This window comes from Bacillus sp. AFS001701 (assembly GCF_002559405.1).
GTDB lineage: Bacteria > Bacillota > Bacilli > Bacillales > Bacillaceae_G > Gottfriedia.
Genome location: NZ_NTZO01000087.1, coordinates 1 through 12,430 on the forward strand (window position 1 = coordinate 1; position 12,430 = coordinate 12,430).

Genomic DNA, 12,430 nt, shown 5'->3' on the forward strand with positions numbered 1-12,430 from the left:
AACTGGTAAGACTACAGATGTTAAAAAAGTAGAATTAACTGGAACAATTGGTGCTGCAGGTTCAACAGCATTACAACCATTAGCTGACGAAGCGGCAACTGAATTTATGGCGAAGTTCCCACAAGTTTCAATTACAGTTCAAGGTGGCGGTAGTGGTACTGGGGTAAACCAAGTATCAACTGGAGCAATCCAAATCGGTAACTCAGATGTGCCTGCTGCTGAAAAATTAGAAGATAAAACTTTAGCAAGTTCATTAGTAGAAGCTAAAGTTGCTGGTGTTGGTTACTCAATGGTAACAAATAAAGACGTTGGTGTAGATTCACTTACACTTCAACAAATTGAAGATATATTCGCTGGTAAAGTGACGAATTGGAAAGAAGTTGGCGGTAAAGATGAGAAAATTAATGTAATTAACCGTCCAGCATCATCTGGTACTCGTGCAGCATTTGAAAAGAAAATTATGAAAGACGTTAAGATTAATGATGGCGTAGGAACAGTTCAAGATTCAAACGGTGCAGTTGAACAAGCTGTAAACTCTACTCCTGGAGCAATCTCATACCTTGCTAACTCATATTTAATCGGCGATAAAAAAGATGCATTAAAAACTGTGAAAATTGATGGAAAAGAATCTACTACAGACAATATCGTTGCAGGTGATTACCCATTCTATTCTTACGAGTACATGATTACAAAAGGCGACGCGAAATCTCCTGTAAAAGAATATATTGAATTCATTAGTGGCGACGAGTTTGCTAACAAGTTAGTTGAGATGGGTTATATCCCAGCTTCAAAAATGACAGGTTTAGAATAATAGAAAAATGAGAGTTGGTTTTATACCAACTCTCAAACTAATTTATTAATGGATGATAGGGGTTTATCATGAATTTCAAAAAAAGAAACTTTTTTCTAATTGAATACCTTGGAAGAACTCTTGTAACTTTATGTGGTTTCTTAATGATCGGTATTACAATAGCTATAATAGGATTTATTGTTAGTAAAGGAATCCAATCATTTACAGTAAATGATATATCGTTAAGTGAAATTTTGTTTTCAAAACATTGGAGTCCAAATAATGCTTCAAACCCAACATATGGTGCTTTAATCTTTATTGTTGGATCAATTCTAGTATCTGTTGGTGCTGTAATTATAGCTGCACCAATTGCGATTGCATTAGCAATTTTCATGAATTTTATTTCACCGAAGTTTGGTGAAAAAGTATTAATTCCAGTATTGGAAATTCTAGTGGGTATTCCTTCAGTAGTTTATGGATTTCTTGGTGTAACAATATTAGTTCCTCTTATTAGAAATACAGTAGGTGGCGTAGGGTTTAGCTTAATTGCAGGGATTATTGTGCTTAGTATCATGATTTTACCTACAATTGCAAGTATAGCATCTGATGCTGTGCGAGCTGTTCCTAGAACATATTTAGAAGCGTCATACGGACTAGGTTCAACTAGATGGCAAGCAATTAAGTTGGCAATTGTACCAGCTGCAAAAACAAACATTTTAACTGCGATCGTTTTAGGACTTGCTCGTGCTTTTGGTGAAGCCTTAGCAGTACAAATGGTCATCGGAAATACAGTTAAGTTCCCTAATGGTATTTTCGATCCAACAGCAACATTAACAGGAATTTTAACAATGGATATGGCAAATACATTAAACGGTACAGCTTGGAATAACACTTTATGGACTCTAGCAATGATCTTACTTCTAATATCCTTCCTCTTTATACTAGTCATTCGATTAATTGGAAGAAAAGGAGGATATGAATCATGATAGCAAGAAAAATGGATAAGATTTGGACGGGAATACTTTGTTTAATAGCTGGTTTAGTTGTAATATTATTATTATTTTTATTAAGTGAAATTATTTTTAAAGGTTGGGGATTCTGGGACTTTGATTTCCTGTTTGGAAAACCTAGTAATATTCAAGCAGGTGGTGGAATCGGACCACAACTTTTTAATTCATTTTATATCTTAGTGCTAACATTAATTATTTCAGTTCCGATTGGAGTAGGAGCTGGGATTTATATGGCAGAATATGCAAAACCAGGTCGTTTTTTAAATTTCTTAAGATTATGTATAGAAACGTTGGCTTCTTTACCTTCAATCGTAGTAGGTTTATTCGGTTTATTAGTATTTGTAACGATGACTGGATGGGGTTACACTTTAATTGGTGGTGCACTTGCGATTTCAATTTTAAATCTTCCAGGTTTAACAAGGGTAAGTGAAACAGCGTTATTAAATGTTCCTAAAACTAGTAAAGAAGGTAGTCTTGGATTAGGAGCTACAAAGTGGCAAACAATTACTAAAATTAGCATCCCGACAGCAATTCCACAATTAATTACGGGAATTATTTTAGCAGCTGGAAGAATTTTTGGTGAAGCAGCGGCATTAATCTATACGGCAGGACTTACAACGCCTATTCTAAATAATGCTGCTCCATTAAATACACCGATGAATCCGTTTAATATTTTCAGACCAGCAGAGACATTAACAGTTCATATTTGGAAATTAAATTCAGAAGGTATCGTTCCAGATGCGCAAAGCATCGCTACAAAATCTGCGGCAGTCTTAATCGTAATGATCCTTTTATTTAATTTATTTGCTAGATTATTTGCTAAGTTTTTAAATAGACGCTTCACAGGGGCAAAAAGATAATTATTAAAAATCTCTATGGAAAATTCCGTAGAGATTTTTTGTATTAATTGGTCCTATCCTATATACAGGTTTGGGGTGCTATTTTGATTAAAAATATTATTGTTATGTAACGATTAAAAGTTAAGCGTTTTTTATTTCATCAACCTCACTAAGTAATGTTTCTAAATGTTTTAAAATTGTCTTAGCTATTTGATGTTCTTTATTTTGTTCTAAGTGTTCTTTAGCAGCTTTAGATAATTCAGTATAATTTTGATGTGAACTTTGGTTATGCTGATCATTGGTTTCTGAGAAGTTGAAAGCATTGCTAAGCTTAAGACTTATTTCATTGTGTATACTTTTCAAACTTTCAATCATTTCATTCAATCTTGGCACTCTCCATTTCATTTTGTAATTTTATACATACATGTGACCACTAAAAATGAATTGATAAATATTAATATTTGAAACAAATATTGTTTAATTTAGTTGGATTCTAAGGGCTAACGAAATTGACAGATGATACGTCAATAAAAGGGTTTTACGGATCTATTTTGCTATTGAACCAATAAGCTTATAATTTGTTTTTTAAAAAATATTATCCTAAAAAAACTGTTGACAAGTTTGCTTCACGTCCGTATAGTATTAGTTATTATAAAAAATATTCAGAAATATTTATCAAAACGCAAAGATCAGGAGTAGTAAAAGTTAATTATTAGGTTAAGAGAGCTGCGGGTTGGTGCAACGCAGTCCAATGATACTTTGAACTTGCCTGGGAGTGGTAAAGCGAAAGATTAGATTTAATCTTTTCTCTTGTTTTAACGATTAACCTTCGTTACAAGGTTTTTAAAGTAGGGTTCATAAAAGAGCCAATAAGAGTGGTACCGCGGTAAGCTAAGGCATATCGTCTCTTTCTTCATTTGATTATGAAGAATGAGATGATATGCCTTTTTTGATTTTTTGGGAGGTTAGGATATGAAAACGGAAAAACGGAATTTACAAAGGACAATGACGTCAAGACATATTACGATGATGGCATTAGGAGGTGCCATTGGGGCAGGTTTATTTAAGGGAAGTAGTTCAGCAATTGATATGGCAGGCCCATCCATCATAATTGCATACTTGCTAGGAGGCATCATCTTGTTATTCATCTTACAAGGTTTAGCTGAAATGGCGGTTCGCAATAGCGATGCAAGAACATTCAGGGATCTTGTCCAATCTATTTTAGGAAAGTATCCTGCTTATTTCCTTGATTGGATCTATTGGAAGATGTGGGTATTGAACATCACGGCCGAATCAATCGTAGCTGCCATTTTCATTCAATATTGGTTGCCTGACTATCCAATCTGGATACTGGCTTTAATTGTTTCGGTGTTAGTTACAACAATCAACTTGCTATCAGTAAAGGTTTTTGCTGAAACGGAGTACTGGCTTGCTTTAATTAAAATTACTGTCATCATCGTGTTCATCCTAGCTGGATTAGTGTTGTTACTAGTGAACTTTGGCGATCATAAAGCAGTTGGTTTCCATAACTTAACAGACCATGGCGGTTTCTTTCCGAATGGATCAACAGGTTTAATCTCAGCTATGCTGGTGGTAATTTATTCATATGGTGGTACGGAAATTATCGGGGTTACATTAGCAGAAACGAAAAATCCCGAAAAAGTGGTTCCAAAAGCCGTTCGAAGTACATTGGTCAGAATCATTTCTTTCTATATCATTCCATTTTTCATCATCGTTAGTTTAATTCCTTGGAACAAAGTAAACGGGGTACCTGAAAGTCCATTTGTGATGGTCTTTAAAATGATCGGTATTCCTGGTGCTGACCATATTATGAACGCCGTTGTTTTAATAGCGATTATTTCATCGATGAACTCTGGATTGTATGGTTCATCCCGCGTTCTGTATACGCAAGCTGCGGACGGTCGCATTCCGAAAATCTTTTCAAGATTATCTAAGAGGAAAGTTCCTGTAAACGCCATATTAATGTGTACTTCCACTTTACTTGGCGGTGTACTAATTTCCTTGTTTGCAGGAAGCAAGACCTTTGATTTCCTAATGGGATCACTTGGATATACCGTATTATTCATCTGGTTGATTATTGCCTTTGCCCATTTGAAGTCACGTAAACAGTCATCTGGCAAAACAAGCGATTATTTAGTTAAATGGTTCCCATATACGACTTGGGCTGTGATCATCGCTTTAATGATGATTCTAATCGGAATTATTTTCACGACACCAGTTATCGTAACGGTCATTACACTTTGCATCTATATCTTTATTACGATAACGTATATATGGAAAAGTCGCCTTAACAAAAACTTGTAGAAAATAGTTGGTAAGTTTGGTTTACTTAAGGCAGCTCTTGTAGTGACTACACTTATGCAATACTTGTTCTTCAATTAATAGGAGCTCTACTCTAATGAGTAAAGCTCTTTTTTTTGATTAGTAGATCAAAAAGTTAATTTAACTGAGCCTTTAAATGAAAAGATTTAAGTTGCCATAAATAGTACTCGTCCAAGGACAAGCATACAATCACTTAAGCCTGGTCTCAATATAATGATAGGAGTTTATTAGAGAGTGAAGTGAAAGGTGTGCCTCCAAAAATGAAAAAACCAAATGATTCAAATGAAGAGAATATTAATATTGCTTCAGCATTTAGAGCGGTTAATAATGCAAATCAAACTGTTCCTGAAAACACCTTTGTAAAAGTGAATTATCAACTTAAACAATTTGATTTGGCTAATGAATATATTCCATTTACCTCAGTGTTTAGACCAAAAAATAATGGGGTCTATTTAATTTCTGCTACGATTTCTTTTATCCCAAATGATAATAATGTCAAATATAGAGCACGGATCGAAATCCGTGTGAATGGACAACCCGCAATCGCGATCGATAACGATTTCTTTGGTCCAATAAACTTCGGAAATGCTGTAAATGTTTCGACGATCCAGAAACTTAATGCTTTGGATAAGGTTGAGGTTTTTGCACAAAGTAGCATTGCTGGTGTGATCGGAGCAAATGTTGATGGTGAAGTTAGTACTCATTTTGAAGCTGCAAGATTTCCGTCTCCAACATCATAAGTATAAAGGCATCTGACCTTGAAAAAGTCAGTGCCTTTTTATTTAAATTTAAAAAAAGTCACTTTTAAAGTAATGTATTCACTTTATTTAGTTTATCTAATTTTAGTGTGTACAAATAAACTGGTCTTCCAATCCCGTATGTCAATGACTCTTCAAGGACACCAAGACTAGTTAGAAACTTCAAATATTTTCGAATCGATACGCGTGATATAAGGGTGGTCTCAGAGATATCATCAGTTGTAAATTGACTGTTGCCTTTTGATTTTATCACCCCAATGACAACCTGTAGGGTGCTGCTAGTTAAGCCTTTAGGCAAATTACTCATTGCTTCTTCGACCAGTTTTGGATCTATACTAAAGAACTGTTCATCCAGATCTTCCTGACTAAATAAGGTTTTATTTGCAAAAAAATTATACTTATCTTTATACTTCAACAATGCTTGATTAAATCTTTCAAACTCAAACGGTTTAATTAGATAGTCTACAGCCCCATACCTTATTGCAGTATGAATTTTTTCTTTGTCCGCAGCTGCAGTAATTAGAATGACATCTACTGCCATGTTTTGTTCTCTAATAAAACTAAGCAATTCAAGTCCAGTTGAACCAGGCATATAAACATCTAGCAAAATAAGGTCTACCTGTTCGTTTTCAAGGAACGTAATGGCATCTGTCACGGTATGGGATATCCCTATTAAACTAAAACCTCTTATCTCATTAAGGTAACGTTTGTTGAATTCAGCAACCATAGGATCATCTTCTACAATCAGGACTTTAATCATAACCATACCTCTTTTCTTCATATGGGATTTGTATTTGGAACTCAGTCCCTAGTAGTAATTTTGAATCGATGATTAATTCTCCACTCAGTTTTTTGATACTATTTGCAACCAAATAAAGGCCGTAGCCACGATTTTCGCCTTTTGTGGAAAACCCTTTTTCAAATACTTTCTTGTGTAACTCTTCAGTCATTCCAGGTCCTGAATCTAGAACTTCGATTGTTAAAAATTTATCTACATAATTAAAGATTACTTCCAGTGTTTTTTCTTCAGTATCAGACAATGCTTCTATTGCATTATCGATCAAATTCCCAAGAATGGTAATTAAATCTTGAGTGAACTTAGGGTCTTTCGGCTCTGGAATGACATTTTTACATTCGAAAGAGAACTCCACATTTTCTTCCCTTGCATAACTTAATTTTCCCATAATAAATCCGGCCAGGGCAGGGTCTTTAATATGCTGAGTAATCTGTCCAAATTCTTGATTTTGATAGTTCACTAAAGTACGGATAAATCCTGATAATTCATCGTAGGATTTCATTTGGACCATACCAAGAATAACGTGAAGTCGGTTCATAAACTCATGGGATTGGGCGCGAAGGGATTCCGCATAGGTTCTTACACCTGTTAATTGTTCGGCCAACTGATTTACTTCGGTTTTATCCCGAAATGTAGAAATAGCTCCAACTACTTTGCCATTTACCACAAGAGGAACTCTGTTAACGAGGATGGAAACACCGTTAATGTTTTGTTCATCATCTAGTTCGGGTTTACCTGTTTCTAAAACGTGATCCAATCTTGTTGAAGGCATATATTCATCAATTTTCATGCCAACGGGCTTTTGAGAAAGCCCTGCCTTTTGAAAGATTTGTAATGCAGATTTATTTACTAAAGTAATTGTTGATTGATTATCAACTGCGATAATACCCTCATGAACAGATTGGAGCATCGTACTCCTCTCCTCAAGAATCTTAGCAATAGCAAAGGGTTCGAGCCCTAGCAATGTCCTTTTAATATATCTTGCAAGTAAAATAGCGCCAATGACGCCTATTATTAAACCAAGAACTGTCACGATAAGGATATCCCAATGACTTTTGCCAAGTACAGACTCTACACTCTTAAGTGAAATTCCAACTGCAACCACGCCAATCTGTTTATTTCTCAAATTGTATAATGGAGTAAAAGCACGAACTGATTCACCTAAAGTACCATGCGAAATCGATACATACTCTTTACCCTTTAGTGCCGCCTTTTCATCACCGCCAACAAAATGTTTGCCGATATTTGCCGGATTTGGATGTGATTTTCGAATTCCGTTCATATCCATTACGACAATAAACATTACATTTGTAGCAGTTTGAATATCCTTTGTATAATCTTGAATTGCAGTAGTGGAGTGGTCGTTACTTAATTCATCAATTACAATTTGTGATTTAGCAACAGTCCTAGCTACAATTAAGGCCTTTTCTTCTTGGTAATTTATAATTTTTTTACTGACAGTATGACTGATTAATAAGTCAGTAATCATTAAAGATAGGAGTACCACTAAACAAACAAAGAAAATAATAATTGTACTTAATTTAAATCTAAATCGCCGATCGTGCACATTAACCTCCAACTATTACTAGATTCATCCTATCGAACTACTATTGCTCTAATGGTTTTTAATAATACTTTTCCAATTTACTATAAAATACAGTCCAATTAAACTTAACCTCATGATTTTATTACTTACATTAATTACAAAACACTTTATAAAGTTATTTTAACTATTTATAATGTTCACAAAATTGTAACATGTAAATAATTCAAAAAATTGTAATCGTTTTCAAAATTGATTGGAGGTTAAGCACATTGAGAATTAATTTTAAAAGTCTTACAACTCAAGTGATTTTAGGAATTTTTCTCGGTATTTTGGTCGGATTCGTATTTCCAGAGATTGGTTCACAGCTAAAGGTTATTGCTGATATTTTTATTAAGCTAGTAAAAGTTGTTATTGCACCGATTATATTCTTAACCATTGTTATCGGGATTGCAGGAATGGGGGATATAAAAAAGGTTGGCAAAATTGGTGGGAAGGCCTTACTTTATTTTGAAATCGTTTCGACAATCTCTTTAGCAATCGGTATTATTGTTGCAAATGTATTAAAGCCAGGTAAAGGGATTGATGCAGCAGCGGGAAAAGGAGATATTTCTCAATACACTAAGGCAGCCTCGGAAACAAGCCATGGTTTCATGGATTTTATCACATCAATCATTCCTGAAAGCTTCATTGGGGCATTTGCAAATGGTCAGCTGCTTCCAGTACTTCTACTTGCAATCTTATTTGGCATTTCACTTGCTCATTTAGGTAAGAAAGGTAAGCCGGTCATCGATTTTTTTGAGAAATTGACTGAGGTATTCTTTGGAATTGTTAATATTATCATGAAGGTTTCTCCATTTGCCGCTTTCGGTGCGATGGCATATACAATTGGAGAATTCGGTATCGGTTCTCTTATCTATCTTGGAAAACTAATGGGTTCTGTTTACCTTACAATGGCCATATTCATTGTTCTAGTTCTTGGCGGAATTGCTAAAATGTTCGGATTTAATATCTTCAAATTTATCGCTTATATAAAAGAAGAAATCCTTCTTGTTGTTGGAACGTCATCATCTGAGGCAGCGTTACCGAAAATGATGGAAAAGCTTGAGAAATATGGCTGCTCAAAATCAGTAGTGGGACTTGTACTTCCAACTGGTTATTCTTTTAATCTTGATGGAACTTCCATCTATCTCTCGATGGCAGCATTATTTATTGCACAAGCTTATGGTGCTGACCTAAGCATATGGCAGCAGATTACACTACTAGGTGTATTAATGTTGACTTCAAAAGGCGCAGCGGGAGTTACTGGTTCTGGGTTTGTGACATTAGCCGCAACTTTAGCGGTATTTCCGTCAATCCCAGTAGAGGGAATGGCACTGATTCTTGGAGTTGACCGTTTCATGTCTGAAGCACGCGCAGTTACTAATCTTATTGGAAACGGTGTTGCTACTGTCGTAGTTTCCAAGTCTGAAGGTGAATTTCATCCGATTTACCAGGTTGAGGAGACAAAAATTACAGTTTAAGTTAGAAAATGCGAAAGCAAGCTTTATAACAAAGTGTACAGAAATAGTCTGTGCACTTTTTTTATTTGACCAGTATAAAAGCAGTCTAATAATTGGATAGCTGTTCAATTACCAGAGCAGTACTTGCAAACCAATCTTTATAATACTCAACTTGCCAAAAGGAATGTGGGTTATTTCCAAAAGACTAGATAGTTTTATGAAAATGATCTCCTATTTTCGAAAAGGGGATCATTTTTTTTTGGAAGAAATCTTAATATAGCGATTTAAGATTTAGTAAAAGTAGATTGAAGTTTCAAATTTCTTTATTAAATCATTCGTTCGAATAAAATTAAAGGGAAAATATTGTAAAGTTTAATAGTCTTGTAAACTGTATCATCAAAATGTACTATTTTAATATAGGACTGGAGGACATTATGGAAGAGAAAAAATGGTCGATTATTTTAAGCGTGCTTTTTTTATTGTTTGTTTATGTACTTATTCATTTTGAAATAAATGCTAGAAATATTGAAAATTCAGTTCAAAAATTACAGGATCGGGAAGTAGAACCGAAGAAAAAACTCCATTTTGTCCTTATTTCGCAGGAGTTTGATAATCCTTATTGGAGGAAAGTACAAGAAGGGACAGATGTTGCTGCAGAAAAATATGGAGTAAATGTTGAATATATAGGTCCTTTACGTACAAGTCCGGAAGAACAAATTAAGTTATTAGAAAAGGCAATTGCTTCTCAGGTGGATGGTATCATCGTACAAAGTCTGGATGAGAATACTTTCTCGCCCGTAATTAATAAAGCGGTTACACAACATATTCCTGTTATTACAATTGATACAGATGCGCCAAAAAGTAAGCGTATTGCTTATGTTGGGACAAATAATTTTAGCGCGGGAGAGCAGTTAGGAAGAGTTGTTGTAGAGGAAACGAATGGTGTTGGGAAAATTGGCGTTATTATAGGGAGTGAAAAATCAGAAAGTCAGCAGGCGAGATTAAATGGATTTTTAAGTATTGTTAAAAAGCATCCGAAATTAGTAGTTAAGGATATTGAGTCCTCTAATATATCGATTATTCAAGCAAAGCTTCAAACTGAAAGTATGCTTCGTAATAATAAAGACATTTCAGTTATGGTCGGTACGAGTGCTTTAGACGCGATTGGCATATTGAATGCATCAAAAAATTTAAAGTTAAATCAAGTTGAGATCTTTGGATTTGATAACATTGAAGGTACTCTCCAAGCAGTTCAAGATGATGCGATTAAAGCAACTGTTATTCAGAAGCCATATGAAATGGGCTTTCAATCTGTAGGTTTATTAATCGACTGGTTACATGGAAAAGTTATTAATAAAGAAAATTTTACACCAACCGAGGTGGTGACGAAAGAAACGTTGATCAGGAGGAGAAACGTTGAAAATTAGGACAAAGTTATTTATTTTTATTCCTATTCTAGTTATTTTATTAAATCTAGTTTCATTTTTTGTTTTTGAAAATGGTAAGAAAGTTCAAGAGAGTTATAATTTAATGATTAATAAAATATTTTTATATAAACAAATCTCTGCTGAAACTCAGGAGAATTTAAGCTTGGTAAGTAGTTATATTATTAATCCACAGCCAAAAAACTATCGATCGATTTTGCAGCATAAAAGCAATTTACAAAAATTAAAAAAGGAACTATTAACACATAATGCTACTAAGAATAATCAGCTTGTGTTAGAAAATTTTACCCATATGATTGATTCTTTTCTAGAGTTAGAATCATCGATAACAGATAATTTAGTCTCTCAAAATTTTTCAAGTTATACAGATCAATACCGGGATATAGAGAAAATATCAGGGTTTATTAGAGAGGATAGTCAAAACTTAGTTGATTTAGAGCTAAGTAATTATCAGCCTATTTTTCGAAAGATTATTGCAAATACTCAGTCTATGAATCAATTAGGTGTCCAGTTGTTCGTTATAACGACTATCATTAGTATTGTTTTTGCCATTTGGTTGTCTAGAAGTATCGTCATTCCAATCAATCGTTTAGTTTATATGGCTAAACAAATTGGTAAAGGTAATTTTAATGTGGATCCACCCACATTGTATCGAAATAATGAAATCGGTATTCTTGGTAAAATCCTCAATGAAATGTCTAAAAATTTAAGCAATTTAATGATAAAAAATATTGAAATAGTAGAGAAGGATCGCCTTGTGAAGGAGCTAGAGTTAAAGGCTTTGCAAAGTCAGATAAACCCGCATTTCCTGTTCAATACGTTAAACGTTATATCTAAGTTAGCTTATATTGAAGGAGCTGAGCAAACGAGTGATCTAACTGTATCGACCTCGAATTTGCTACGTTATAATTTACGAAAATTAGACGAGCCCGTAACTCTTTTGGAAGAAGTTAGAAATGCTGAGGAATATTTTTCGATTCAAAAGGCAAGGTTTAGAGATCGTGTACGCTTTGAATTAAATATAGATGAGTCCTGTTTAGGAAATAAAGTACCTTGTTTAACATTGCAACCACTTCTTGAAAACGCATTTATACACGGTATCGAGGGGATGGAGCAAGGAGCAGTCATAGGGATTAATATCAAGAATCATGAAAGATATATTTACATCGAAATTTATGATAATGGTGCTGGCATGGGAGAAGAGACTAGAGAGGCTCTTTTAACGTCGTCTATGCCGATCATCTCTCAAAAAAGCTCAACTGGATTAGGTACAACAAATGTGTTTAAACGCTGGCGCCTCTTTTATGAAGAAGAAGATATTGTTGCTATCAAAAGTGAAATAAATAAAGGGACAACCATTATATTAAAGCTTCCTGTCTCATCAAAATTTTAAAATTAAAGGAG

Annotated in this window: 11 protein-coding genes and 1 other annotated feature; of the genes, 8 read left to right on the top strand and 3 right to left on the bottom strand. The window is 34.4% G+C overall.

Features of this window, described 5'->3' with window-relative positions:
* The 3 genes from CN514_RS06895 to pstA form a co-directional block, all read left to right on the top strand.
* On the top strand, nt 1–811 hold an 811-nt coding region (locus CN514_RS06895), incomplete at its 5' end, for a phosphate ABC transporter substrate-binding protein PstS family protein (RefSeq protein ID WP_141529319.1).
* A 68-nt stretch (nt 812–879) separates the two neighbouring features.
* The gene (gene pstC, locus CN514_RS06900) at nt 880–1,776 is read left to right on the top strand and encodes a phosphate ABC transporter permease subunit PstC (RefSeq protein ID WP_141437746.1); all 897 of its coding nucleotides are present in this window, start codon (nt 880–882) and stop codon (nt 1,774–1,776) included.
* A complete protein-coding gene (gene pstA, locus CN514_RS06905) occupies nt 1,773–2,660 on the top strand; it encodes a phosphate ABC transporter permease PstA (RefSeq protein ID WP_097973410.1) in 888 nt (295 codons plus the stop codon). The genes pstC and pstA overlap by 4 nt, the downstream gene beginning before the upstream one ends.
* A 120-nt stretch (nt 2,661–2,780) precedes the next feature.
* On the opposite strand, the gene CN514_RS06910 is transcribed toward pstA, so the two are convergent.
* Complete coding sequence (locus CN514_RS06910) at nt 2,781–3,023, bottom strand: hypothetical protein (protein WP_097973412.1); 243 nt, start codon at nt 3,021–3,023, stop codon at nt 2,781–2,783.
* Between the two features lie 292 nt (nt 3,024–3,315).
* Nucleotides 3,316–3,551, top strand: a binding site (T-box leader).
* Between the two features lie 60 nt (nt 3,552–3,611).
* On the opposite strand from CN514_RS06910, the gene CN514_RS06915 reads away from it, so the two are divergent.
* Nucleotides 3,612–4,964, top strand: a complete 1,353-nt coding sequence (locus CN514_RS06915; RefSeq protein WP_098231962.1) for an amino acid permease — start codon at nt 3,612–3,614, stop codon at nt 4,962–4,964.
* A gap of 278 nt (nt 4,965–5,242) precedes the next feature.
* Entirely contained in the window at nt 5,243–5,722 is a 480-nt protein-coding gene (locus tag CN514_RS06920) for an ABC transporter permease (RefSeq protein WP_098231963.1), read from the top strand.
* A 64-nt stretch (nt 5,723–5,786) separates the two neighbouring features.
* Here the strand turns inward: CN514_RS06920 and CN514_RS06925 are convergent, their stop codons facing one another.
* Together CN514_RS06925 and dcuS are read right to left on the bottom strand one after the other, a co-directional pair.
* Nucleotides 5,787–6,500, bottom strand: coding sequence for a response regulator (locus tag CN514_RS06925; protein ID WP_098231964.1), 714 nt, complete (start codon nt 6,498–6,500; stop codon nt 5,787–5,789).
* Complete coding sequence (dcuS, locus tag CN514_RS06930) at nt 6,493–8,103, bottom strand: DcuS/MalK family sensor histidine kinase (protein WP_097973419.1); 1,611 nt, start codon at nt 8,101–8,103, stop codon at nt 6,493–6,495. The genes CN514_RS06925 and dcuS overlap by 8 nt, the downstream gene beginning before the upstream one ends.
* A gap of 248 nt (nt 8,104–8,351) precedes the next feature.
* Between dcuS and CN514_RS06935 the strand changes: the two genes are divergently transcribed.
* The 3 genes from CN514_RS06935 to CN514_RS06945 all read left to right on the top strand — a co-directional run bounded on the left by CN514_RS06935 (nt 8,352) and on the right by CN514_RS06945 (nt 12,419).
* Complete coding sequence (locus CN514_RS06935; RefSeq protein WP_097973421.1) at nt 8,352–9,602, top strand: dicarboxylate/amino acid:cation symporter; 1,251 nt, start codon at nt 8,352–8,354, stop codon at nt 9,600–9,602.
* Between the two features lie 413 nt (nt 9,603–10,015).
* The gene (locus CN514_RS06940) at nt 10,016–11,008 is read left to right on the top strand and encodes a sugar-binding protein (RefSeq protein ID WP_098231965.1); all 993 of its coding nucleotides are present in this window, start codon (nt 10,016–10,018) and stop codon (nt 11,006–11,008) included.
* A complete protein-coding gene (locus CN514_RS06945; protein ID WP_098231966.1) occupies nt 10,998–12,419 on the top strand; it encodes a sensor histidine kinase in 1,422 nt (473 codons plus the stop codon). The genes CN514_RS06940 and CN514_RS06945 overlap by 11 nt, the downstream gene beginning before the upstream one ends.
* The last annotated feature ends 11 nt before the right edge of the window (nt 12,420–12,430 follow it).

What these genes read in the sequence shown, in the direction of transcription:
- pstA (WP_097973410.1), top strand. Translation starts at nt 1,773, where the DNA reads ATGATAGCAAGAAAAATGGATAAGATTTGGACGGGAATACTTTGTTTA.
- CN514_RS06925 (WP_098231964.1), bottom strand. Translation starts at nt 6,500, where the DNA reads ATGATTAAAGTCCTGATTGTAGAAGATGATCCTATGGTTGCTGAATTC.
- CN514_RS06920 (WP_098231963.1), top strand. Translation starts at nt 5,243, where the DNA reads ATGAAAAAACCAAATGATTCAAATGAAGAGAATATTAATATTGCTTCA.
- CN514_RS06915 (WP_098231962.1), top strand. Translation starts at nt 3,612, where the DNA reads ATGAAAACGGAAAAACGGAATTTACAAAGGACAATGACGTCAAGACAT.
- CN514_RS06940 (WP_098231965.1), top strand. Translation starts at nt 10,016, where the DNA reads ATGGAAGAGAAAAAATGGTCGATTATTTTAAGCGTGCTTTTTTTATTG.
- pstC (WP_141437746.1), top strand. Translation starts at nt 880, where the DNA reads ATGAATTTCAAAAAAAGAAACTTTTTTCTAATTGAATACCTTGGAAGA.